The sequence below is a fragment of the Tatumella ptyseos ATCC 33301 genome (assembly GCF_000735525.1).
Taxonomy (GTDB): Bacteria; Pseudomonadota; Gammaproteobacteria; order Enterobacterales; family Enterobacteriaceae; genus Tatumella; species Tatumella ptyseos.
The window spans coordinates 32,349-58,195 of record NZ_JMPR01000043.1; the positions used below are offsets into that span (position 1 = coordinate 32,349).

The 25,847-nt window shown below is 51.9% G+C and carries 16 protein-coding genes and 6 tRNA genes; 17 read left to right on the plus strand and 5 right to left on the minus strand.

Annotated elements, in window-relative coordinates; genetic code table 11:
- Nucleotides 1–21: 21 nt before the first annotated feature.
- The 4 genes from GTPT_RS13895 to nagE all read right to left on the minus strand — a co-directional run bounded on the left by GTPT_RS13895 (nt 22) and on the right by nagE (nt 8,495).
- On the minus strand, nt 22–2,679 hold the full coding sequence (locus GTPT_RS13895; RefSeq protein ID WP_029991631.1) for a family 20 glycosylhydrolase: 2,658 nt from the start codon (nt 2,677–2,679) through the stop codon (nt 22–24).
- A gap of 248 nt (nt 2,680–2,927) precedes the next feature.
- Nucleotides 2,928–4,322 carry an OprD family outer membrane porin gene (locus GTPT_RS13900; protein WP_025902141.1) on the minus strand — a complete coding sequence of 465 codons (1,395 nt, stop codon included), beginning with the start codon at nt 4,320–4,322 and terminating at the stop codon, nt 2,928–2,930.
- Between the two features lie 317 nt (nt 4,323–4,639).
- Nucleotides 4,640–6,307 carry a glutamine--tRNA ligase gene (glnS, locus tag GTPT_RS13905; protein WP_025902142.1) on the minus strand — a complete coding sequence of 556 codons (1,668 nt, stop codon included), beginning with the start codon at nt 6,305–6,307 and terminating at the stop codon, nt 4,640–4,642.
- A 151-nt stretch (nt 6,308–6,458) separates the two neighbouring features.
- Nucleotides 6,459–8,495: an N-acetylglucosamine-specific PTS transporter subunit IIBC gene (gene nagE, locus GTPT_RS13910; protein WP_025902143.1), complete on the minus strand. Its 2,037-nt coding sequence runs from the start codon at nt 8,493–8,495 to the stop codon at nt 6,459–6,461.
- A gap of 335 nt (nt 8,496–8,830) precedes the next feature.
- Between nagE and nagB the strand changes: the two genes are divergently transcribed.
- From nagB to GTPT_RS13965, 11 genes are all read left to right on the plus strand, one after another.
- Nucleotides 8,831–9,631, plus strand: a complete 801-nt coding sequence (gene nagB, locus GTPT_RS13915; RefSeq protein ID WP_025902144.1) for a glucosamine-6-phosphate deaminase — start codon at nt 8,831–8,833, stop codon at nt 9,629–9,631.
- Nucleotides 9,632–9,689: 58 nt separating this feature from the next.
- Nucleotides 9,690–10,838, plus strand: coding sequence for an N-acetylglucosamine-6-phosphate deacetylase (gene nagA, locus GTPT_RS13920; protein ID WP_025902145.1), 1,149 nt, complete (start codon nt 9,690–9,692; stop codon nt 10,836–10,838).
- Between the two features lie 7 nt (nt 10,839–10,845).
- On the plus strand, nt 10,846–12,066 hold the full coding sequence (gene nagC, locus GTPT_RS13925; protein WP_025902146.1) for a DNA-binding transcriptional regulator NagC: 1,221 nt from the start codon (nt 10,846–10,848) through the stop codon (nt 12,064–12,066).
- A gap of 35 nt (nt 12,067–12,101) precedes the next feature.
- Nucleotides 12,102–12,854, plus strand: a complete 753-nt coding sequence (locus tag GTPT_RS13930; protein ID WP_025902147.1) for an HAD-IIA family hydrolase — start codon at nt 12,102–12,104, stop codon at nt 12,852–12,854.
- A gap of 351 nt (nt 12,855–13,205) precedes the next feature.
- Nucleotides 13,206–14,870 (plus strand): asparagine synthase B, encoded by a 1,665-nt coding sequence (gene asnB, locus GTPT_RS13935; RefSeq protein ID WP_025902148.1) that lies wholly within the window; start codon nt 13,206–13,208, stop codon nt 14,868–14,870.
- Between the two features lie 324 nt (nt 14,871–15,194).
- Nucleotides 15,195–15,271, plus strand: a tRNA-Met gene (locus tag GTPT_RS13940).
- Between the two features lie 6 nt (nt 15,272–15,277).
- Nucleotides 15,278–15,362 (plus strand) — tRNA-Leu (locus GTPT_RS13945).
- A 28-nt stretch (nt 15,363–15,390) separates the two neighbouring features.
- Nucleotides 15,391–15,465 (plus strand) — tRNA-Gln (locus tag GTPT_RS13950).
- Nucleotides 15,466–15,487: 22 nt separating this feature from the next.
- Nucleotides 15,488–15,562 (plus strand) — tRNA-Gln (locus GTPT_RS13955).
- An 18-nt stretch (nt 15,563–15,580) separates the two neighbouring features.
- A tRNA-Met gene (locus GTPT_RS13960) sits at nt 15,581–15,657 on the plus strand.
- A gap of 7 nt (nt 15,658–15,664) precedes the next feature.
- Nucleotides 15,665–15,739 (plus strand) — tRNA-Gln (locus GTPT_RS13965).
- A gap of 110 nt (nt 15,740–15,849) precedes the next feature.
- On the opposite strand, the gene ubiF is transcribed toward GTPT_RS13965, so the two are convergent.
- The gene (gene ubiF, locus GTPT_RS13970) at nt 15,850–17,022 is read right to left on the minus strand and encodes a 3-demethoxyubiquinol 3-hydroxylase (RefSeq protein WP_029991627.1); all 1,173 of its coding nucleotides are present in this window, start codon (nt 17,020–17,022) and stop codon (nt 15,850–15,852) included.
- Nucleotides 17,023–17,197: 175 nt separating this feature from the next.
- On the opposite strand from ubiF, the gene miaB reads away from it, so the two are divergent.
- The 6 genes from miaB (at nt 17,198) to leuS (ending at nt 25,847) form a co-directional block, all read left to right on the plus strand.
- On the plus strand, nt 17,198–18,622 hold the full coding sequence (gene miaB, locus GTPT_RS13975; protein ID WP_029991625.1) for a tRNA (N6-isopentenyl adenosine(37)-C2)-methylthiotransferase MiaB: 1,425 nt from the start codon (nt 17,198–17,200) through the stop codon (nt 18,620–18,622).
- Nucleotides 18,623–18,806: 184 nt separating this feature from the next.
- Nucleotides 18,807–19,859, plus strand: a complete 1,053-nt coding sequence (locus tag GTPT_RS13980; RefSeq protein WP_025902151.1) for a PhoH family protein — start codon at nt 18,807–18,809, stop codon at nt 19,857–19,859.
- Nucleotides 19,856–20,338, plus strand: coding sequence for an rRNA maturation RNase YbeY (gene ybeY / locus GTPT_RS13985; protein WP_025902152.1), 483 nt, complete (start codon nt 19,856–19,858; stop codon nt 20,336–20,338). The genes GTPT_RS13980 and ybeY overlap by 4 nt, the downstream gene beginning before the upstream one ends.
- Before the next feature lie 83 nt (nt 20,339–20,421).
- The gene (corC, locus tag GTPT_RS13990; RefSeq protein ID WP_025902153.1) at nt 20,422–21,303 is read left to right on the plus strand and encodes a CNNM family magnesium/cobalt transport protein CorC; all 882 of its coding nucleotides are present in this window, start codon (nt 20,422–20,424) and stop codon (nt 21,301–21,303) included.
- 7 nt (nt 21,304–21,310) lie between these two features.
- Complete coding sequence (lnt, locus tag GTPT_RS13995; protein ID WP_025902154.1) at nt 21,311–22,846, plus strand: apolipoprotein N-acyltransferase; 1,536 nt, start codon at nt 21,311–21,313, stop codon at nt 22,844–22,846.
- Nucleotides 22,847–23,264: 418 nt separating this feature from the next.
- On the plus strand, nt 23,265–25,847 hold the full coding sequence (leuS, locus tag GTPT_RS14000; RefSeq protein WP_029991624.1) for a leucine--tRNA ligase: 2,583 nt from the start codon (nt 23,265–23,267) through the stop codon (nt 25,845–25,847).

The following is a 25,847-nucleotide window of genomic DNA, read 5'->3' on the forward strand; positions in this document are numbered from 1 at the left end:
GGACGTGGCGACAGCCCGTCATCAGTCAGCCTGAAGACTGACCACTCTTCCGCTACGGAGTCCGTCAGAGCTGCGGGACCTCACCAGAATTTTACCGGTGACTGCCGGCGGTTGCTGCTCCTGATAATCCATCCAGTGTTGCCCCTCATCGGTGGAATATTCAATTCTGACGCCCGGCAGAGAGGTATTTGCTTCCAGCACCCCGTTACGGATACGCGCCCCTGGTACCGGGATCCGGTAGCTGATACCTGCAGTATCCAGCGTCGGTAAAACAGACCTCCCCAGAAGTGTCGCAAAGCGGTTCCAGTCTGCCTGCAGTTGTTGCTGATTAACATGCCTGGTTTTACCTTTTTCAAAGGTCTTCCCTGGCTGATACGGCAGTTCCCAGTCAGCTTTGTGCCAGGCTCTTTCTGCAACGGCCAGCAACCTCGGGTATAGCCGGTATTCCATTTGCTCGTCGGTTCTGACGATTTCGCTCCATACCTGGGCCGACATCCCCGCAGCCCCCGGCCACCTGCCCTGACCTGTGGCTGAAAAGACTTTTCCGTCACGGTCGGTCGATGTTTCTGCGTTCATGGGCAGATTATCCGGTGAAAAGGTAAAGATTTTCTGTTCATCGCTGAAACGGGTTGCCCAGTAATATCCCGGCTCCTGCGGATCAACTTCATAGGGCATATCGAGATAGAGATAATCCGGCGAAGAAACAATGATCCGATACCCCTTCTCTGCCCATTCACCGGCCGAATTCACGCCGTCCCAATACAGTGGATCCCAGAAGTTAAGAGTCACGGTTCCTGTTGCAAATTCACTGGCTGAACTGATGGCTTTCAGTCCGTCCTGCCACGCCTGCATATTTTTCAGCCCCGCTGATTGCACCAGCTGGCTGACCTGGAGTGCAAACCAGCCAGGCAGATGTGTAAAGTCACCAACCTCCCCCTGCTGGATCCGCTGACGGCAACTGGCAGACTTCGCCCAGGGCTTATCCTGCAGGCTCAAATCACGCTGACCTTTACCGGGTTGCGGATGATTTTTATCGGTATATCCCGGCCCCAGATAGATATTTTTTGCTTCGTCACCGCCGAAATGCCAGGTTTCCAGTGGCTGCCCTGCTTCCCGGTGCATTGCGATAAGTTCATTCATGATTTTGCTGACGAACCGCTGCGCTGATGGCAGGCAGGGATTAATAAAACTGGTACGATCATAATATTGTACGGTCGTCACAGAAGAGTCATCACCGTCTTCCTGTAAGCGATACTGGTTAGCCTCGCTGACTTTCCCTTCGGCCATCAGCTTTTTATACCGCGCTTCCATGGAGATCACAGCCGCACGGGCATGAGCAGGCATATCAATTTCAGGGATAACGGTAATTTGCCGCGCATTAGCATACCGGAGGATCTCAATATAGTCCTCACGGCTGAAGTAACCACTTCCGGTCGTTGAAGTATCGGGGCCGGACCCCAGTTGCGGTAACAGACAGCGTGTTTCAGAGACATCATGGCAACGATTTGCCCCGACAGACGTCAGTTCAGGCAGCCCCGGGATCTCAATTCGCCAGCCTTCATCATCTGATAAGTGTAAATGCAGAATATTCAGTTTATACCGCGACATCTGTTGCAGGGTACGCAGGATAGCGGCCTTTGAATGAAAGTTTCTGGCCACATCGATAAAAATAGCGCGGTAGGCAAACAGGGGGGAATCACTGAGGTTCATGACCGGGATCAGCGGTTCTCCCGTCGCGGGTATCAGTTGCTTCAGTGACTGCAAACCGTTAAATACCCCAAGGCTATCGTAGCCGATAATTTCAGCACGCTCCTGACTAATTTGCAGCCGGTAAGCACCTTCCTTAACCCCCTCTTCTTTGAACCCCGCGGGATCAATAGCAGTGATCACCGGATAACTGCCATCGGTTCTGACCCCGGCTTCCCGGAATTCTTCGGTGATCACATTAGCGCTGTCAGCCGGCAAAGCCCGCAGATCAGCAGCGATCCCCTGCTTCAGACTGACGTTGCCCGCAGTGATCTCAACACTACGCGGTGTCGGAAGAATGTGGCCACGTAACTCTGCCGCCGGTACCGGCGAGGTTAGCTGGTTTTTCAGGTAGCGATTTTCCGCCGTCATTAAAATGTTGGCATCATCCGGCGTCCGCTTCCATTGGCTGGCGGGTAATGTCGTTATTTCTGACAGGTTTTCGGTGGCAGTCGCCGCAATGACTTTGGGTGTTCCCTGTGAAGAGGTGACATACCAGCGGGGCAACACATCCGAAAGCGATAACTGCCAGTATTCATTTATTACCGGTAAGACGATAGAGCCTCCGGCAGGGAACCCCCGGAACGTTTCTGTCGGCTCAATTTTATGTAAATCACCGACAACATGGGTAATTCTGAACTGGTCATTGTCTGTTGCGAGTACCTGACGAATACCAGAAAACCAGATAGCCCAGTCATGACTTTGTAATGCAGCACCGGGATTCGTCAGGGTGATCGTGGCCTGATAGCAGGCCCCCCAATCTCCGCCTGATGCCGCACAATTGACCCCGTGCTGCGCAGCAAAATTATCTTCCACTGCAACCTTTACGCCAAAATGGCTCATTTGATCAATCGTCTGCTGATCCGCCCATGCAGAGGCTGAAATTAACATCGTACTGATCACTGCAGATAACCAACATCTACGGGTTAACATAACTTATTATCCTTAATCGTTAACTGATAACACCGGATAAGCCAGGTCAATGTCCGGCAGAATACTTCCGCTTCTTTACTGCGACATTCTCTTCTGACGTTACTGTGTAAACAGAATTTTTATCATCCGGCCGGGCTTTTTCTGTTACGAATGAAAACTGTTTGTCTGAACCGACTGGCAAAAAAACCAAATATCAGTGCGTTGCAGTAAAAATGGCGCCAGCGGGACGTTATTCTCTGTCCCCTTCCTTATTTCAGCGAGAAAGGGAATCCCATGAGAAATTTAATGTCTTTTTCATCCTGGAATATATTTGCGTATCCTCCGGCCCCGGAAGGAATATCGGAATGATTGTTATAACGGGTGAAATGTAATTTGAAGAACGTGCCTTTCGCCCGACCTTCCTGCACGGTATAAATTCCGTCAAGGCTCCACGCCGACTCCCGCAGACGATTGCCGGCACGATACCAGCGATCAGGCGAGTCATTCACTGAAGACGGCCTGGCATCCCAGCCATAGACGAAGGAGGCGCCGACAGCAAAGCCGGGTAACTTCAGGTGCGCTAAATCATACATTCCGCTGATAAACACCGCTTTTTCGCCATGAGCATTAAAATCAGAACGGTTATCCCACCAGATATCCATCCGGCCATTCGATGACGCATAAGTGGGTGTCATTCGCTGTAAAAAATAACCCTGCCGCCCCGGAGCGCTGACCTGTGTCGCTTCCAGTCGCCAGCTCACCGGTCCGTAGCGATACGCAAGGGTAACGGCTTGCAGCCAGGCCATTCCCTGATACATCTGGTTAGCCGCTTCCTGCGAATGTTGATTTTGTGCTCCGTAAAACTGGTAACTCCCGGTCAACGGCGATCCCGCTACATCGACCGTATAACTGGTTTTAGCCAGATACTGATTGATGTAGTTTTTTGCCTGCCCCGCCGCGGTTTCGAGGACCAGACCATTCCTGAAGTCATACTCCGCGCCCAAAGAATGCAGATAAGCGATGCGGCTACGGCTGTCGTTTTTATAAAAGCGATCCAGTTTCAGATGCCAGGGAGCTTTATAGCGGTCCGCCCACATGTAGGATAATTTCAGGTCTCCGCCGCCGGTATTCTCCGGAGAATAGCGAACCTCAGCCCCCCGGTAAGTACCGGGAAGAAGACTCCAGTGCGGAGCCAGTAAGGTTTGTCCCTGCGGCTGAAGATACCCGGCACGCAGGTTTAACGGACCGTATTTCAGGGTGCCCGCGGCTTTATACAGACTGATACCGCTTTTATCCCCGCCCCATGCTTCAGAATAAGCCCGGTCAGATGCAGAAAAGGCGATTTCATTCGGGTGTGCACTGCCGGAAGATTCCATCATCTCGATGGCGGTAAATGCCGCAATTTCTGCGCTGAAAAGACCGCCGACTGTGCCGGATGAAAAATCAAGATGCCCGTTCCAGGTACCATGAGAGAGGTTTGTCTGGTAATTACTTTGACCAGCTTCTTTACGATCCCTCTCCCGTTGCCAGTAATAAATATCACCGGTCAATCGACTGTCTTCAAAAAAACCGCTGGCATAACTTTCCGGAGAGAGTGAAATAAAGCTACAGGACAGCAAAAGGCACAATCTGCCCGCCCTGTTACCCGGATATCCTTTTTCCATAGGAGGGTTTCCTTCCTGATAATAACGCACGTTTCATTATCTGATGAGTCCCCGGAACAGCAGAAATAATCTTATATTCTCTTGGATTATTATTTATCCGGTGTCAGTGCAGCATATTTTTCGCGACGAAAATTATCAATGATTTTCTGAAGCAGATCAGTGTTTTATGATTCGCTTCACAAAAAAGAAATCCCGGGGAGGAATGGCGGAGACTTGCGGGAATGACAGATTATTACGCAAAGCGATGCCGGAAGCATGCTCATTTTCTTTATAAAAAAAAACGCCACTGATGTGGCGTTTTTCTCCGTTTTTACGACTCAGACACCGGCTTTGGCCCAGGTATCACGCAACCCGACGGTACGGTTGAAAACCAGCTTTTCCGGTCCGGAATAAACGCTGTCAGCACAGAAATACCCTTCACGTTCGAACTGATACGGTGAAGAGGCTTCTGCATTTTGCAGACTCTGTTCCACATAACCGTGGCAGATATTCAGTGAATCCGGGTTAATTGTCGACAGGAAATCGTCTTCAGCCCCCGGGTTAGGCACACTGAACAGACGATCGTACAGGCGAAATTCCGCCGGTAAACCGGCACTGACCGAGACCCAATGGATAACGCCCTTCACTTTACGGCCGTCAGCAGGATCTTTGCTCAGCGTTTCTGTATCACACTGGCAATAGATAGTGGTGATGTTGCCGTCTTCGTCCTTCACGGCGCGCTCAGCTTTGATCACATAGGCATTACGCAGGCGGACTTCTTTGCCGGTCACCAGACGTTTGTAATGCTTATTCGCTTCTTCCCGGAAGTCAGCACGATCAATCCACACTTCGCGGCTGAAGGTCACCTCACGGGTGCCCATTTCCGGACGGTTAGGATGATTCGGCATAGTAATAACTTCACTATGGCCTTCCGGCAGGTTTTCAATCACCACCCGGACCGGATCAAGAACGGCCATCGCACGCGGCGCGTTTTCGTTCAGATCATCACGAATACAGGACTCCAGCGAGGCCATTTCGACGATGTTATCCTGTTTGGTCACACCGATACGACGGCAAAACTCGCGGACAGACGCCGCGGTGTAGCCACGACGACGTAAGCCTGATACGGTCAGCATACGGGGGTCATCCCAGCTTTCTACAACATTTTCTGCCACCAGCTGCGTCAGTTTACGCTTGGACATCACCGCGTATTCCAGATTCAGGCGCGAGAACTCATACTGACGCGGGTGTACCTCAATAGAGATATTATCCAGCACCCAGTCGTACAAACGACGGTTGTCCTGGAATTCCAGTGTACAGAGTGAATGCGTGATCCCTTCCAGCGCATCGGAAATACAGTGCGTAAAGTCGTACATCGGATAGATGCACCACTGATCCCCGGTTTGATGGTGTTCCGCAAATTTGATCCGGTACAGTACCGGGTCACGCATCACCATAAAGCTGGACGCCATATCGATTTTTGCACGCAGGCAGGCAGTCCCTTCGGCAAAACCACCATCACGCATTTTCCGGAACAGCGCCAGGTTCTCTTCAGGACTACGGTCACGATATGGGCTATTTTTACCCGCAGATGTCAGCGAACCACGATATTCACGGATTTGTTCCGGAGTCAGCTCATCAACGTAAGCCAGCCCTTTCCGGATCAGTTCTACGGCGTACTGATACAGTTGCTCAAAATAATCTGAAGAATAATGGATCTGGTCATCCCACTGGTATCCCAGCCATTGCACATCACGCTTGATTGACTCGACAAATTCAACATCTTCTTTGACCGGGTTGGTATCATCAAAACGTAAATTACACTTCCCCTGATAATCCTGCGCAATGCCGAAATTCAGGCAGATAGATTTCGCATGGCCAATATGCAGGTAGCCGTTCGGCTCAGGTGGAAAACGCGTATGCACAGTTTTGTGCTTACCGCTAGCCAGGTCTTCGTCAATAATCTGACGAATAAAGTTAGTTGGGCGGGCTTCTGCCTCACTCATCTCAATATCCTCAGTACGTATATCAGGGCAGGTCACCCGTTAAGTTACCGGATATGATCCACAAAGCAGCGTCGGGAAACAACCGTTTGTTGATAAACAACGACAAAAAAAGGCAGGAATCACTTCCTGCCTTCTGTCACGGGTAAAGAGATTAGCCTTTTATTTCATACAGCGGTGTTTCACCCGCCACGACCTGTCCCGTTGCCAGAATCTTCAGGCCCTGGTAATCCTCACTGTTACTGACCACGACCGGGCTTATCATCGAACGGGCATGCTGCCGCAGATAATCCATATCCATCTTCAATACCGGCTGACCGGCTGTCACCACATCGCCCTCATTGACCAACGCGGTAAATCCTTCGCCCTGCAACGAGACCGTATCCAGCCCCATATGGACAATGATTTCCGCACCTTCTTCAGACTCCAGACAGAAAGCATGGCGGGTGGCGAAAATTTTCACTATGGTGCCGGCCAGCGGAGCCACGACCGTATCCCCGGTGGGATTAATGGCAACACCCTCACCGACCGCTTTAGAGGCAAATGCATCATCCGGGACCTCTTCCAGGGCAATCACTTCACCGCTGACGGGTGCCACCAGCGTCGCCACGACAGGTACCCCGGGGATGTCAGTGTTTCGTACCGCCATTTCCGGTGCGGCCACCTTCGGGGCACTGCCGGGATCCACGGCAGCGGCTACCGGTCCTTTCGCCAGCACGATTTTCATTGCACTGGCGATACTTTCCGCACGGGTACCGACCACTATCTGAAGACTCTGTTTATTCAGGCGGATGACCCCTGCGGCACCGAGTTTTTTCGCCAGTTGGTCATTGACGTTACCGGTGTCCCTGACCCCAAGGCGCAGGCGGGTAATACAGGCATCGATGGTGGTCAGGTTTTCTGACCCTCCGGCCGCACTGATATAACGGCGGGCCAGGGTTTCAGTTTCTGACTCATCGCCGACAGACGAGTCAACATCCTCATCATAGCCGTCGGATTCATCACCGCTGACGGCCAGTTCCCGACCGGGAGTTTTCAGGTCAAACTTCAGAATAGTGAAACGGAAGACCAGATAGTAAATAACAAAGAACACCAGCCCCTGCGGGATCAGCATATACCAGTGAGTAGCCAGCGGGTTACGGGTGGATAAGACCAGGTCGACCAGCCCGGCACTAAAACCAAACCCGGCAATCCAGTGCATTTGCGCCGCAATAAAGACAGAAATGCCGGTTAATACCGCATGAATGAAGAACAGCACCGGCGCCACAAACATAAAGGAAAATTCCAGCGGCTCAGTGATCCCGGTAAAGAAAGAGGCAAAAGCCGCCGCCATCATAATTCCGCCGACTTTGGCGCGGTTTTCCGGCCGGGCGCAACGCCATATTGCCAGCGCGGCACCGGGCAGACCAAACATCATCACCGGGAAGAATCCGGCCTGATAACGGCCCGTGATACCCACAATCCCGGTGCCATCCGCAATCGACTGAGCGCCGCCGAGGAATTTAGGGATATCGTTGATACCGGCCACATCAAACCAGAATACCGAGTTCAGGGCATGATGCAGACCCACCGGGATCAGTAAACGGTTAAAGAAGGCATAAATCCCCGCGCCAGCCGCCCCCATTTTCTGTATATGTTCGCCAAAGGAGACCAGTCCGCCAAAGATCACCGGCCAGACATACATCAGTATAAAAGCGACCAGGATCATCAGAAAGGAGACGAGGATCGGAACTAATCGTCGGCCGCTGAAGAAAGACAGAGCTTTGGGAAGTTCCACATGACTGAAGCGGTTATACACTTCTGCAGAAAGTACTCCGACCAGAATACCGACAAACTGGTTATTGATTTTTCCGAACGCCGCAGGAACAGTATCGACCGGAATTTTCTGTATCATCGCCACTGCCGCCGGCGAACAAAGCGTCGTCACTACAAGAAAACCGACAAAACCGGTTAATGCGGCCGCGCCGTCTTTGTCTTTCGACATACCGTAGGCGACCCCGATAGCAAATAATACCGACATATTATCGATAATCGCCGATCCGGATTTTATCAGTAATGCCGCCAGGGCATTCCCTGCACCCCAGGCTTCCGGATCCAGCCAGTAACCCACCCCCATCAGGATAGCTGCTGCCGGAAGTGTCGCGACCGGCACCATCAGTGCCCGCCCCACCCGTTGCATATAACTTAATATACTCACTACTTCCCCCTAATAAACCAGCTGTTTATGTGGTGTATCTGCAGAGCGTTATCGCCTGTAAGGGCCGAAAAACATTCGCTCCGGAATCCGAGCAGAGTGTATGAGGATTTTAATTCGCTTCGCAAATTAATTCCTGATAAAACATGATAAAAGTCAACATAAATTATTTTGCAATCCCCGTGCCACTGGCAGACCCGGGGAACTTATTTTATAATACAAATTATCATCACAACCAGAGCGACCCGGTGCTATTATGTCTGACGTTTGTCATCTTTTAACCGGCACCCTCGTATTGTTAACTGATTTCACTCACTTCATTGAGGTAATACATGAGACTTATCCCGCTGGACACTGCTGCCGGAGTCGCACTCTGGGCTGCGCGCTATATTACCCAAAGAATTAATGCCTTTCAGCCAAACGCAGAGCGCCCGTTTGTCCTGGGGTTACCCACCGGAGGAACTCCGTTACAAACCTACAAGGCGTTGATTGAAATGCATCAGCGCGGAGAGGTGAGTTTTAAACATGTGGTCACTTTTAATATGGACGAATATGTCGGATTAGCCAGAAAACATCCGGAAAGTTATTATAGTTTTATGCACCGAAACTTCTTCGACCATATCGATATTCCCGAAGAAAACATCAACTTACTGGACGGTAATGCTCCCGATATTGAAGAAGAGTGCCGCCGTTATGAAGAAAAAATCCGTCAGTACGGAAAAATACATCTCTTTATGGGCGGAGTCGGTAATGACGGGCATATTGCATTCAACGAACCCGCGTCATCCCTGGCGTCGCGCACCCGAATTAAGACGCTGACGCAGGAAACCCGGGTGGCTAATTCCCGCTTTTTTAATAACGATGTCAGCCAGGTCCCTAAATATGCACTGACTGTCGGTGTCGGAACATTACTGGATGCGGAAGAGATTATGATCCTGGTCACCGGGCAGGTGAAAGCACTGGCTCTGCAGGCCGCCGTCGAAGGCAATGTCAACCATCTATGGACCATCAGTTGCCTGCAGTTACATGAAAAATCCATCATCGTATGCGATGCCCCAGCCACGCAGGAGCTGAAAGTGAAAACACTGAATTACTTCCGTGAAATGGAAGCAGAAAATATTCATAATATTTAAACTGATTAGTAATACAGGTAGCGCCGGAACCGGTGGCGTTATCCGGGGAGACCATGGTATGTATGCTTTAGTAAACGGCCGGATTTATACCGGCTTTCAGGTACTGGATAACTACGCCCTTGTGGTGAACAACGGACTGATTGAAGAAATTTGCCCGGCAGAAACCCTGCCCGCTCATATTCCGCAAACCGATGTCGCGGGGGCAAATATTTCAGCAGGGTTTATCGACCTGCAACTGAATGGTTGCGGAGGGGTCCAGTTTAATGACGAACTGTCGGCACTGAGCCTTACGACACTGGAAACGATGCAGCGGGCGAATGAAAAATCCGGTTGTACCAGTTTCTTACCGACGCTTATTACCAGCAGCGACGAGATGATTTTCAAAGCGGTCGGTACCATGAAAGAATGGCTGGCCCGCCATCAGCATCAGGCTCTGGGACTGCATATCGAAGGCCCCTGGCTGAGTCCGGTTAAGAAAGGGACCCACGACGCAGCCCTGATCCGCCCCTGTTCAGCCTCATTACTGCAGTTTATCTGCGATAATGCTGACGTTATTTCACAAATCACCCTGGCCCCGGAAAAAGTCAGCACCGACGATATCCGCGCGTTATGTGAGGCAGGAATTATCGTCTCTGCCGGACATTCGGAAGCCACCTATGAAGAAGCCATGGCGGGTTTCAACGCCGGCATCAGCAGTGCCACTCATCTGTATAATGCCATGCCTGCATTTGCCGGACGCGCGCCCGGGCTTATCGGGGCAATTTTCGATTCACCTGATATCTGGTGCGGGGTAATTGCCGATGGCCTGCATGTTCATTACGCGAATATCCGCAATGCGAAAAAAATTAAAGGTGAAAAGCTGATCCTGGTGACCGATGCTACGGCACCGGCAGGGGCAGAAATTGAACAGTTCATTTTTGCCGGTAAAACAATATACTATCGTAACGGCTTGTGTGTGGATGAAAATGGCACTCTGAGTGGGTCATCACTGACCATGATTGAAGCTGTCCGCAACAGTGTTGAGCATCTGGGGATTTCTCTTGAAGAAACCCTGCGTATGGCCACACTTTATCCCGCCAGAGCGATAGGCGTTGAAAAGCAACTGGGGTCTCTACAGCGAGGAAAAGTCGCTAACCTGACTGTTTTCACGCATGATTTTAATATATTAAAAACGTTCGTTAATGGTAACGAAGTTTTCAGCAGGTAAGTATTGAATGGTTACTGGCAGACAGACGCAAATTGGTAACATTGATCTTGTAAAACAGTTAAACAGCGCAGCCGTGTATCAACTGATTGATCAGGACGGGCCCATTTCCCGCATACAGATTGCGGAAATCAGCCAGCTTGCGCCCGCCAGTGTCACCAAAATCACCCGTCAGTTGATTGAGCGCGGTCTGATCAAAGAAGTTGAACAGCAGGCTTCAACCGGGGGACGACGCGCTATCTCAATTGTGACCGTGAATGAGGGCTTTCATACCATCGCTATCCGTCTCGGTCGCAAAGATACTACGCTGGCACTGTTTGATCTGGGCGGAGCCCTGCTGACCGAAAAGCATTATCCGATCCCCGATGACAGTGTACCGGCGCTGGAACAGGCGCTGTTTGCCGCCATCGATGCCTTTATTATTGAATGTGAGCCGGTTTTACAGGAGCTGATCGCCATTTCGGTCATTTTACCCGGGCTGGTTGACCCGGTTCAGGGGATTGTCCGTTTTATGCCACACATCGGTGACACCGGGTGGCCGCTGGTCAGAAACCTGGAGGCGCGTTTTAAGACAGCCTGTTTTGTCGGTCATGATATCCGCAGCCTGGCACTGGCTGAGCACTATTTTGGTGCAAGCCGGGACTGTGCGGACTCTATTCTGGTGCGTATCCATCGCGGCACCGGTGCCGGGATTATTGTGAACGGCAACATTTTTTATGGCAGTAACGGAAACGTGGGTGAAATTGGTCACGTACAGGTGGATCCTTTAGGAGAACGCTGTTATTGCGGTAATTTCGGTTGTCTGGAAACCCTCGCGTCTAATACGGCTATAGTTAAACGGGCACAATCACTGCTGGCAAAAGGCTACCCGGGTGAATTAACCGCCGACGCATGCACAATGGCGGATATCTGCACTGCCGCCAATAATGGCGATCCGCTGGCGCAAAACCTGATAAAAGACGTCGGCTACCATCTGGGAAAAGCGCTGGCGATGATGATCAACTTATTTAATCCGCAAAAAATTGTGCTGGCAGGCGACATTACCGCCGCAGAAAGCGTCCTGTTTCCGATCATCCAGCGCTGTATTGATACGCAGGTACTCAATGATTTTCGCCGTCATTTGCCTGTTGTACGATCGCAACTGGACAATCGTTCCGCTATCGGCGCGTTTGCGCTGGCCAAACGCGCGATGCTGAATGGTCTTTTACTTCAGCACCTGCTTGGCGAGTGATGCCATCTATAATTTCATTGACCCGGACTGACCTGATGACCCTTAAAAATGTAATCTGCGATATTGATGGTGTATTGATGCACGATAATACCGCAGTCAAAGGTGCCAAAGAGTTTTTACATGGCTTGCTGGAAAAAGAGGTACCGCTGGTCGTCCTGACCAACTACCCCTCCCAGACAGAACAGGACCTGGCTAACCGCTTTTCCTCTGCCGGTATTACCCTGCCGGACTCGGTCTTTTATACCTCAGCCATGGCAACCGCCGATTTTCTGCGCCGGCAGGAAGGCAAAAAAGCCTATGTCATCGGTGAAGGCGCCTTGATCCATGAGCTTTATAAAGCCGGTTTTACCATTACCGATATTAACCCTGACTTTGTCATCGTCGGTGAGACCCGGTCGTTTAACTGGGAGATGATGCATAAAGCAGCATTCTTTGTGGCTAACGGGGCCCGTTTTATTGCGACCAACCCGGACTCTCATGCCCGGGGCTACGTTCCGGCCTGCGGTGCCTTATGCGCCGGCATCGAGAAAATCACCTCACGGCGGCCGTTCGTGGTCGGGAAACCCAGTCCTTACATTATGCGGGCGGCACTCAATAAGATGCATGCACATTCTGAGGAAACCGTCATTATCGGCGATAACCTGCGTACCGATATCCTGGCAGGCTTTCAGGCCGGTCTGAAAACCATCCTGGTGCTCTCCGGCGTCTCCAGTGCCGATGATGTCGATGTCATGCCTTTCCGTCCCGACTGGATTTATCCGTCTGTCGCCGACATTGATCTCTTCTGACTCCGATCTTTTTCTGATAGTTCAGCCCGGCAGCGACGGGCTGAAATGATACTCAATGCCCCCTGCTGCCGTGACTCCCTGAGCTCAGCCCCTAATTTCCCCGCCTGCCGGAATGCCTTAAAAATAACCGGAAAAGAGATTTCTTTGAATTTCATCTAAAAAAACACCGGGTTTTTTAGATGAAATTTAATATTCCGGCGTCCGGATCAACTATTTTCCATTCAGGTGCTAAATAACTTGCCAGGAGGATGTGAAATAGCGCATTTTCTTATACATCGCGCCGGAACAGGCTGCACTCAGATAACAAGTTTGTGTAAATAACATTACCGTATATGGAGTCAGGAGTAGATTATGTGTTCGATTTTTGGTGTTCTGGATCTGAAAACAGATCCCGTTGAATTGCGTAAGAAAGCGCTGGAATTATCCCGTCTGATGCGTCACCGCGGCCCGGACTGGTCCGGAATTTATGCCGATGACCAGGCGATTCTGGCACACGAGCGCTTATCAATTGTCGATGTCAATAACGGAGCACAGCCGCTGTACAACGCCGACAAAACTCACGTCCTGGCGGTCAACGGTGAAATCTACAACCACCAGGAACTGCGTGAAAAATTAAGCGATCGCTACGCGTTCCAGACCGGTTCTGACTGTGAAGTCATTCTTGCTCTTTATCAGGAAAAAGGCGTGGATTTCCTGGATGACCTGCAGGGAATGTTTGCGTTTATTCTGTATGATAAAGAGAAGAACAGCTGGCTGATTGGCCGTGACCATATCGGGATTATTCCTTTATATATCGGTTATGATGAACACGGTAACCTGTTTGCCGCCTCAGAAATGAAAGCTCTGGTTCCTGTCTGCCGTACCATTAGCGAATTCCCGCCGGGCAGCTATATGTCCAGCGTCGACGGTGAAATCCGTCAGTATTACCAGCGCGACTGGATGGAATATGACAACGTTGCCGCTAACGTGACTGATGCAGCCGCTCTGAAAGATGCGCTGGAAGAATCCGTGAAAAGCCACCTGATGTCAGATGTCCCTTACGGGGTTCTGCTCTCCGGCGGTCTGGATTCCTCAATTATCTCGGCAATCACTAAACGTTTTGCTGCAAAACGTATTGAAGATAAAGATAAAAGTGATGCCTGGTGGCCACAGCTGCACTCCTTTGCGGTCGGTCTGAAAGGTGCGCCGGATCTGAAAGCTGCAAAAGAAGTGGCTGACTCCCTCGGAACCGTGCACCACGAAATTAACTTTACGGTTCAGGAAGGTCTGGATGCTATCCGTGATGTGATTTATCACATCGAGACGTATGATGTCACCACTATCCGTGCTTCGACCCCGATGTACCTGATGTCCCGTAAAATTAAAGCGATGGGCATTAAAATGGTGCTGTCAGGCGAAGGTGCTGACGAAGTCTTTGGCGGATACCTGTACTTCCATAAAGCGCCGAACGCTAAAGAATTCCATGAAGAAAACGTGCGTAAGCTGGCTGCACTGCATATGTATGACTGTGCCAGGGCCAACAAAGCCATGTCAGCCTGGGGGGTGGAAGCTCGCGTACCTTTCCTGGATAAAAAATTCCTGGATGTGGCGATGCGTATTAACCCGGAAGATAAAATGTGTGGCAGCAACGGTAAAATGGAAAAACATATCCTGCGTGAATGTTTCTCCTCTTACCTGCCTCACAGCGTCGCATGGCGCCAGAAAGAACAATTCTCTGACGGTGTCGGGTACAGCTGGATCGATAGCCTGAAAGAAGTGGCCGCGGCTCAGGTGACCGATCAGCAACTGGAAATGGCTCACTTCCGTTTCCCGCACAATACGCCGACGTCAAAAGAAGCGTATCTGTACCGTGAAATCTTTGAAGAATTGTTCCCGGTACCGACCGCAGCAGAATGCGTACCCGGTGGCCCGTCCGTTGCCTGTTCTTCAGCAAAAGCCATTGAATGGGACGAAGCGTTCAAAAGTATGGATGATCCATCAGGCCGTGCCGTAGGCGTCCATCAGTCTGCTTATTAAGCCGTCAGCTATCCCTCTGAAAAAGACCGTTGATTAACGGTCTTTTTTTTCGTGTGTGTTTTTTGCACCGTGCAGCTCTGTCTGCCGCCCTTTGACTGACTGCAACGTGTTGAATCATTGTGACGTTCCGACCTGTACGGCTGCGGGGCGGGACCTGATTGCATAAAGCGGCATCACAAAGCGAACAACAATTAATCATTATGGTTATTCACCAGACAAACGGCCCTTTTTCGGCAAAAAACGTCAAAAAATTTGTTGACGATCAGGGGCCAACTCCGCATAATGCGCCCCGCAACGCCGTTGAAGGTAACGCGAAAAAAACATGGCTACGTAGCTCAGTTGGTTAGAGCACATCACTCATAATGATGGGGTCACAGGTTCGAATCCCGTCGTAGCCACCATGTTTTGCGGGAGTGGCGAAATTGGTAGACGCACCAGATTTAGGTTCTGGCGCCGCAAGGTGTGCGAGTTCAAGTCTCGCCTCCCGCACCATTTCACGTTATCTTTTAAGGTAAGCAACTGGGATATCGCCAAGCGGTAAGGCACCGGTTTTTGATACCGGCATTCCCTGGTTCGAATCCAGGTATCCCAGCCAATTTCAGTGTGCTCCCCGGAGATGGGATATCGCCAAGCGGTAAGGCACCGGTTTTTGATACCGGCATTCCCTGGTTCGAATCCAGGTATCCCAGCCACATTGAAAGCAGTAGTCAGGCTACGTAGCTCAGTTGGTTAGAGCACATCACTCATAATGATGGGGTCACAGGTTCGAATCCCGTCGTAGCCACCAAACAAATTGGGGTGTCGCCAAGCGGTAAGGCACTGGTTTCTGATACCAGCATTCCGGGGTTCGAATCCCTGCACCCCAGCCAATTTTGAAAGCCCACCTCGGTGGGCTTTTTTCTTTTCTGTGACCCGTCCTGATAAATATCCCATAAAAAAACGACCCGCAGGCCGTTTCCGTTCTTGCCGGCTGAGCTTCTTACAACCCCAGCGCGTAACTCAGTGCTTTTTTCTTTAGCCAGCCACCCCGTTGTGCTGCCATGAGTCCCAGGTTACGAATAACGGTCAGCGGAGCATTCCGGTTGCTGAAGGCCAGATAAAACAGATCCATACCGTTCTGCATCAGCAAATTATCCCGGTACCGTTTATGCTGATATTTATTCAGCGTGGCGAGCTGCCACCAGTCGTGCCCTTCACGACGGGCTTCCGCCAGGACATCGATCAGCACATCCACATCACGATAACCCAGGTTTACGCCCTGCCCTGCCAGCGGATTAATCGTATGAGCCGCATCCCCGACCAGTGCCAGTCCCGGACGGACATAACGGCTGGCGTGACGCCGGATCAACGGGAATGAACCAGCAGTCAGCGCACGCACCTTACCGCATCTGGCAGGGAAATGAGCCGCAATTTCCTGCTCCAGTTGCGCCATAGACAGTTTAGAGAGCTGACGAATACGGGCTGCGCTGTCATACCAGACCAGAGAAGCATAGTTGCCAAACAGGGGCAGAAAGGCGCGCGGGCCTTGTGGCGTAAATTGCTGCCAGGTGCTGTCTCCGGGAGACTGCTCACACTCAACTGAAATCAGCATACAGGACTGTGCATATTCCCAGCCGCTGACACCGATACCCGCCAGCCGGCGTACCTGCGAATTCGCACCATCAGCGCCGGTCAGCAGCCGGGTATGAATTTTCCGGCCATCATCCAGGGTCAGAGACCAGCCGTCCGGCTGAGACTCTGCTACCGCTAAGGTGGCAGGACAGAGTAGTGTCACGCCCTGCGCCTGCATCTGCTCCCACAGCGCACGCTGCAGGACGCTGTTCTCCACCATATAGCCCAGTTCCGGTAATCCCAGAGAGGCGGCATCAAAAACGGCATGCGCATTTTCCCATTCCCAGGTTTCCAGCTGACGATAAGGCGCACAACGCATCGCCTGCACCCGCTCCCATACCGCTAATTCTTTCAGTAATGCCACTGACGATGCACCGATCGCTGAGATCCGGACATCGGGCTGACTTTGCGGGGTAAATTCAGGGGCAGCCTGATGCTCAATCACGGCCACCCTGAAATGATGCCGGGCAAGGCCGCAAGCCAATGCCGCACCGACCATACCCCCGCCGGTAATCACCACATCAAATTGATCTTCCTGCATGCTATCATCCTTACCAACACTCAACTGCCCGTAAGTTTTCGGGTTAATGTTAACTTGCAACAGTGTACCGGAAAATCCCGTCACAATCAGGAAAGCCGCTACACTGGTCACAACAGCAGCAAAGCATTACAATATGCCGCCTGCACATCCTTGCACTGAATCAATGGCCAGTTCGATGACGAAAAAATTACATATTAAAACCTGGGGCTGTCAGATGAACGAATATGATTCATCTAAAATGTCAGACCTGCTAAACAGTACTCACGGCTATACGCTGACCGAAAATGCCGAAGAGGCAGACGTACTGTTACTGAATACCTGTTCTATCCGGGAAAAAGCTCAGGAGAAGGTGTTTCACCAACTGGGGCGCTGGAAAAATCTTAAAGATAAGAATCCGGAACTGATTATCGGTGTCGGCGGATGCGTCGCCTCCCAGGAAGGTGACCATATCCGCCAGAGGGCGCACTATGTGGATATCGTCTTCGGACCCCAGACCCTGCATCGCCTGCCGGAGATGATCAACAGCGTCCGTGGTAATAAAAGCCCGGTCGTGGACATCAGCTTCCCGGAAATCGAAAAATTCGACCGCCTGCCGGAACCCCGCGCAGAAGGCCCGACCGCATTCGTTTCTATCATGGAAGGCTGTAACAAGTACTGTACCTTCTGCGTTGTGCCCTACACCCGTGGTGAAGAAGTCAGCCGTCCGAGCGATGATATTCTGTTTGAAATCGCACAGCTGGCAGCCCAGGGCGTCCGTGAAGTTAACCTGCTGGGTCAGAACGTTAACGCCTATCGTGGTGAGAACTTTGACGGCTCAGTCTGTACCTTTGCTGATTTGCTGCGCCTGGTGGCCGCCATCGACGGTATTGACCGTATCCGTTTCACCACCAGCCATCCGATTGAATTTACCGATGACATTATCGATGTCTACCGTGATACTCCGGAGCTGGTGAGCTTCCTGCACTTACCGGTGCAAAGTGGTGCCGACCGTATTCTGACACTGATGAAGCGTGCGCACACTGCCCTGGAGTTCAAAGCCATCATCCGCAAATTGCTTGAAGCGCGTCCTGACATTCAGATAAGCTCTGACTTTATCATTGGCTTCCCGGGAGAAACCCAGGAAGATTTTGAAAAGACCATGAAACTGATCGCTGACGTTAACTTTGATATGAGCTTCAGCTTTATCTATTCAGCACGCCCCGGGACGCCTGCGGCAGACTTACCGGATGATGTGAGTGAAGCCGAGAAGAAACAGCGTCTTTACATCCTGCAGGAGCGTATCAGCCAGCAGGCGATGGCCTGGAGCCGCCGGATGCAGGGCACCGTTCAGCGTGTGCTGGTAGAAGGAACTTCACGTAAAAACATTATGGAACTCTCCGGCCGTACCGAGAACAACCGTGTAGTGAACTTCGAAGGTCACCCGGAGATGATCGGTAAATTCGTTGATGTTGAAATCGTTGATGTTTATCCGAACTCACTGCGTGGTCGCGTCGTCCGTACCGAGAAAGACATGGGCCTGCGCGTGACAGAATCCCCCGCCTCCGTTATTGCCCGTACCCGGAAAGAAAATGAGTCCGGTGTCGGCATCTGGCAGCCCTGATAGCGCTTAATGGCTGTGACAGACACTGACTGTCACAGCTTTGCTAAGCTAAAGGGGTGGAATTTACGAATTCCGCCCCGATATCCCTACAGATAACCCCGTTCTGTGACGACAATCCCTGCGATTGTCAGCGCCAGAATGATCTCTGCTGTACAACCGGCCCTTAGCGACCTGGAGGATGAGTTTGAATATCGAAACCCGTGAAATTGCACTGGAACCTGCAGATAACCAACGTTTGCTGAGTCTGACCGGCCCGTTTGACGATAATCTGAAGCACCTTGAGCGCCGGCTTGGCATTGAAATCAACCGGATAGATAACCGCTTCACCCTGACGGGGAAGGCGTTATGCGTAGACGCGGCCGAAAAGATCCTGAAAGATCTTTATGTGGATACCGCCCCGCTGCGCGGACAGAGTAAAGATATCGACCCTGAGGATATTCATCTGGCCATTAAAGAGAGCCGGGTGCTGGAACAAACGGCGGAGAGTGTCCCTGATTATGGTAAAGCGGTGAATATCCAGACCCGCCGGGGCGTCATCAAACCCCGAACTCCGAATCAGGCCAGCTATATCGCCCATATTCTTGACCATGATATTACCTTCGGTATCGGCCCGGCCGGGACCGGGAAAACCTATCTGGCCGTGGCCGCAGCCGTTGATGCGCTGGAGCGTCAGGAAGTCCGCCGTATTCTGCTGACCCGTCCGGCGGTAGAAGCCGGTGAGAAACTGGGGTTTCTGCCGGGTGACCTGAGCCAGAAAGTCGACCCGTATCTGCGTCCGTTGTATGACGCTCTGTTTGAAATGCTTGGCTTTGAACGGGTCGAAAAACTGATTGAACGGAACGTGATTGAAGTTGCCCCGCTGGCTTATATGCGCGGACGTACGCTGAACGATGCGTTTATCATCCTGGATGAAAGTCAGAACACCACCATCGAGCAGATGAAAATGTTCCTGACCCGTATCGGCTTTAACTCTAAGGCCGTAATTACCGGGGATATCACGCAGATAGACTTACCGCGGAATGCACGCTCAGGCCTGAAACATGCCATTGAAGTTCTTTCTGATGTCAGTGAACTGAGTTTTAACTTCTTCCATAGCGAAGATGTGGTGCGCCATCCGGTGGTGGCACGGATTGTCATTGCCTATGAAGCCTGGGAAGAAGCCGATCAAAAACGCCGGGCAGAAGTCGCGGAAGAGCGTAAACGCGCCGCCCTCGCTGCCGGCCAGGAGAATGTATGAGCAGTACCGTAATTCTGGACTTACAGAATGCCTGTGAAAATCCGCAAGGGCTTCCGGACGAAGCTCAGTTTCTGCGCTGGTTAAGTGCCGCCGTCGAACCTTTTCAGCCGGAAAGTGAAGTCACTGTCCGTCTGGTGGACGAAGCCGAAAGCCACGAGCTGAATCTGGCTTATCGCGGAAAAGACAAACCGACCAACGTTCTGTCTTTCCCGTTTGAGGCCCCTCCCGGTATTGAGGACTTACCGCTGCTCGGTGACCTGATCATCTGTCGTCAGGTGGTTGAGCAGGAAGCCGCCGAACAGGGTAAACCGGTCGAAGCCCACTGGGCACATATGGTGGTACACGGCACCCTCCATTTGTTAGGCTATGATCATATTCAGGATGACGAAGCCGAAGAGATGGAAGGCATCGAAACTGAGATAATGCTTGCTATGGGTTATGCTGACCCGTACATTTCAGAGAAAGATGCCGCCGGATAACCGGCGCCTGTTATTTATTACGCTGCCAGTGACCTGACCTGGCAGTTTTATTTCCCTGCAAGAGAGAACAAAAAAAAAACGCCATGAGCGATGACCATTCACAAAACAGCGACAACCCCGGCAGTAAAAAGGGATTTTTTTCCTTACTGATCAACCAGCTTTTCCACGGTGAACCTCAGAACCGGGATGAATTACTGGAACTTATCCGTGATTCAGAACAAAAAGAACTGATTGATCAGGACACCCGCGACATGATGGAAGGCGTGATGGAAATCGCCGAACAGCGGGTCCGGGATATTATGATCCCGCGTTCTCAAATGATCACCCTGAAACAAGACCAGAACCTCGAAGAGTGTCTCGATGTTATTATCGAATCGGCCCACTCCCGTTTTCCGGTGATCAGCGAAGACAAAGATCATGTGGAAGGTATTCTGATGGCGAAAGACTTGCTGCCCTTTATGCGCAGTGATTCAGCCCCTTTCAGCATTGCTGATGTGCTCCGCCCGGTCGTCGTGGTTCCTGAAAGTAAACGTGTCGACCGCATGCTGAAAGAATTCCGCTCTCAACGTTACCATATGGCGATTGTCATTGATGAGTTCGGCGGTGTTTCCGGGCTGGTCACCATTGAAGATATTCTTGAGCTTATCGTCGGAGAAATCGAAGACGAGTATGACGAAGAAGACAGTAGCGATATCCGCCAGCTCAGCCGTCATTCCTACTCGTTACGCGCGCTGACGCCGATTGAAGATTTCAACGAAATGTTCGGCACCCGTTTCAGCGATGAAGAAGTCGATACTATCGGGGGTCTGGTGATGCAAAGTTTCGGGCATTTACCTGCCAGAGGTGAAAGCATCACCATTGACAACTATCTGTTTAAAGTCGCGATGGCCGACAGACGTCGTATTCTGCAGGTACATGTAAAAATACCGGATGATGCGGTTGCTCCTCAACTTGAAGACGAATAATGAGCCTATGACGGCACTTAACACGTTATTCCGGCAGCAGAAAGTGCGTCTGCTGCTGGCGCTGCTGACGGGTGCCGCTGGCACCCTCGCTTTCTCCCCTTTCGATTTCTGGCCCGCCGCCCTTATCTCTCTGACCGGCTTACAGGCGCTGACCCTGAACCGTACCACCCGTCAGGCAACTGCTATCGGTTTTGTCTGGGGGATGGGACTGTTCGGTTCGGGCGTTAACTGGGTCTATGTCAGCATCGCTACCTTCGGTGGGATGCCAGGCCCGGTCAACGTCATGCTGGTTGTGCTGCTCGCCGCCTGGCTGTCACTGTTCCCGATGCTGTTTTCCGGGTTACTGAACCGGTTCTGGCCCCGGGCGACGCTGCCGCGCCTGCTACTGGCCGCCCCGGCACTTTGGCAGTTTACCGAGTTTCTGCGCGGCTGGATCCTGACCGGATTCCCGTGGCTACAGTTTGGCTATAGCCAGATTAATGGCCCGCTGAAAGGTATAGCTCCGGTGGCCGGAGTAGAAACCATCACCTTTGTCCTGATGATACTCTCCGGGCTGATAAGCTATGCCCTGATACAGCGGAACATCCGCCCGGTTTTGATTGCCCTGGTGGTGATGGTTATCGCCTGGCCATTACGCTACGTACACTGGTACCGCACCGAGTCCGGTCGCAGTGTTTCTGTCGCGCTGGTGCAGGGAAATATCGCTCAGTCGATGAAGTGGGACCCTCAGCAATTACAAAATACCTTAAATACCTACCTGCGGCTGACCCGCCCGGTGTTAGGTAAGGCCGGGATCATTATCTGGCCGGAGTCGGCAATCACGGACCTGGAAAGTAATGAACAGCCCTTCCTGACCGAACTGGATCACATACTGCGTGAGCATGGCAGCACACTGGCGACCGGCATTGTCGATTCCCGACTGGAAGAGGATAACCATTATCATGACTACAACACGGTTGTGGTACTGGGTGGCCGGGAGCCTTACAGCTATCTGAGCCGAAACCGTTATCAGAAAAACCATCTGGTTCCTTTCGGGGAATTTGTCCCGATGGCAGATCTGTTGCGCCCGCTGGCTCCGTTCTTCGATTTACCGATGTCGGCATTCAGCCGGGGTAAATATATTCAGCCACCACTGCAGCTCGATGGCTATCGTCTGACGACGGCCATCTGTTATGAAATTGTGCTGGGTGAACATGTGCGGGATAACTTCCGGCCGGATACTGATTTCCTGCTGACGGTATCTAATGATGCCTGGTTTGGTCACTCTATCGGCCCCTGGCAGCACCTGCAGATGGCCAGGATGCGCGCACTGGAACTGGGCAGGCCGCTATTACGCGACACCAATAACGGGGTCACTGCCGTGGTGAATGCCAACGGCGATATCGAACAACAGCTTCCGCAGTTCCGTGAAGGCGTTCTCAACGCAACACTGAGTCCGACCCGGGGGATAACGCCTTATGCCCATACGGGGAATCTGACGGTGTGGATCCTTTCTGCATTGACGGCTGTCGCATCGGTCATCCGGCGTCGTCGCCATCAGTAAACGGTACCGGAGCCGAACGGCTCCGGTCTCTTCCGCCCGCCAATCACGTTGCGCCGCCATAACGCCCCTGCCCTTTATCCTTTCCCTGACCGAAGTGACCTCAATAAAAAAATCCGTTCTCAGGGCACCTGACGAGTGACGACACCGGGCCTGGTCACGCCATCTGCCGTATGAGGCCACGGCCACCAACGCAGCACCGCAGGGATCTATGGCGCTTTGCTCTCTGACTTGCTGTCCCGTCAATGCCTGTACGTTCCGTAATGTGAAAATTGAGACGCAGCGATGAAGTTTCCATCAGAAATCCGGTCCCGGGGTGTTGCGGGAGTTGTTGCGCGCTGGCCTTATGGGTATGCTATGCGGATCATAGAAAAACCACTGCAGTATGCTTCGCGAAATTCAACAAGGACCACAGGCTGCCATGCAAGAGCAATATCGCCCGGAAGAGATAGAATCTAAAGTCCAGAAACACTGGCACGATCAGGATACTTTTAAAGTGACCGAGCAGGAAGGTAAAGAGAAGTATTACTGCCTCTCTATGCTCCCCTATCCTTCTGGTCGCCTGCATATGGGCCATGTCCGTAACTACACCATTGGCGATGTTATCGCCCGTTACCAGCGACTACAGGGTAAAAACGTTCTGCAGCCGATTGGCTGGGATGCGTTTGGTCTGCCGGCGGAAGGGGCTGCGGTAAAAAATAATACTGCGCCTGCGCCATGGACCTATGAAAATATCGATTACATGAAGAACCAGCTGAAACTGCTGGGCTTCGGGTATGACTGGAGCCGCGAACTGGCGACCTGTCAGCCTGAGTATTACCGCTGGGAACAGTGGTTCTTCACTAAGCTGTTTGAAAAAGGCCTGGTTTATAAAAAAACCTCTGCCGTGAACTGGTGTCCGAATGACCAGACGGTGCTGGCCAATGAACAGGTCATCGAAGGCTGTTGCTGGCGTTGTGACAGCAAAGTTGAGCGTAAAGAAATTCCGCAGTGGTTTATCAAAATCACCGACTATGCCGAAGAACTGCTCAATGATCTGGATACTCTGGAAGGCTGGCCTGAACAGGTTAAGACCATGCAGCGTAACTGGATCGGCCGTTCTGAGGGTGTGGAAATCACCTTTAATGTGGCAGACAGCGACGACACGCTGACGGTCTACACGACCCGCCCTGACACCTTTATGGGTGCCACCTATGTGGCTGTCGCTGCCGGACATCCTCTGGCTCAGGAAGCTGCGGCGGGTAACCCGTCACTGCAGGCTTTTATTGACGAGTGCCGTAACACCAAAGTTGCTGAAGCGGATATGGCAACGATGGAGAAAAAGGGTCAGCCTACCGGCCGTTTTGTTATCCATCCTCTGACCGGTGAGCAGTTACCGGTCTGGGTCGCTAACTTTGTTCTGATGGAATACGGTACCGGTGCCGTCATGGCCGTGCCTGCCCATGACCAGCGTGACCACGAATTCGCTCAAAAATATCAGTTACCGGTTAAAGCGGTGATCCTGAATGATGACGGGACAGCACCGGATGTCAGCGAAAACGCGATGACGGTGAAAGGTACCCTGTTTAACTCCGGTGCCTTCGACGGGTTATCTCATCAGGACGGCTTTAATGCCATTGCTGATGCACTGACCGAAAAAGGTGTGGGTGAACGTAAAGTTAACTATCGTCTGCGTGACTGGGGCGTATCCCGTCAGCGTTACTGGGGGGCACCGATCCCGATGGTAACTCTGGAAGACGGTACCGTTATCCCGACACCGGAAGACCAGTTACCGGTCATTCTTCCTGAAGATGTGGAAATGAACGGCATCACCAGCCCGCTGAAAGCGGATCCTGAGTGGGCGAAAACCACGATTAACGGCCAGCCTGCGCTGCGTGAAACAGATACCTTTGACACCTTTATGGAGTCTTCCTGGTACTACGCACGTTATACCTGTGCAGATTACGATAAAGGCATGCTGGACCCGGCAGCAGCAAACTACTGGTTACCGGTCGATCAGTATGTAGGCGGTATCGAACACGCCATTATGCACCTGATGTACTTCCGTTTCTTCCACAAACTGTTACGTGATGCCGGGCTGGTCAATTCAGACGAACCCGCTAAACGCCTGCTGTGTCAGGGAATGGTGCTGGCAGATGCGTTCTATTACACCGGTGTGAACGGTGAACGTAACTGGGTTTCTCCGGTGGATGTTTCTGTTGAGCGTGATGAGAAAGGACGTATTGTTAAAGCCACCGATAAGGATGGCCGTGAAGTCATCTATGCCGGTATGAGCAAGATGTCTAAGTCCAAAAATAACGGAATCGACCCGCAGCTGATGGTTGAACGTTATGGTGCGGATACCGTTCGTCTGTTTATGATGTTTGCTTCCCCGGCCGATATGACGCTGGAATGGCAGGAATCCGGTGTTGAAGGGGCAAACCGCTTCCTGAAACGTGTCTGGAAACTGGTTTACGACCATAGCAGCAAAGGGCCGGCTGAAGCTCTGAATGCTGATGCGCTGAATGATCCTCAGAAAGCACTGCGCCGTGACGTTCATAAAACTATCGCGAAGGTATCTGATGATATCGGACGCCGCCAGACCTTCAACACCGCGATCGCCGCTATCATGGAGCTGATGAACAAGCTGCTGAAAGCGCCGCAGGAAAGTGCGGAAGATCGTGCGCTGATGCAGGAAGCCCTGGATGCTGTGGTCCGTTTACTGTATCCGTTTACCCCGCACGCCTGCTTTGAACTCTGGCAGGCTCTGGGACACAGCGGATCGGTGGATGAAGCTGAATGGCCTGTGGCGGATGACCGTGCCATGATCGAAGAATCTGTGCTGGTTGTGGTGCAGGTTAACGGTAAAGTGCGCGGAAAAATCACCGTCCCGGCGGACTCCACGCAGGAACAGGTTCAGACTCTGGCTGCTCAGGAGCACCTGGTAGCAAAATATCTGGAAGGTGTCACTGTACGCAAAGTGATTTACGTTCCGGGCAAGTTGCTTAACCTGGTTGTCGGTTAA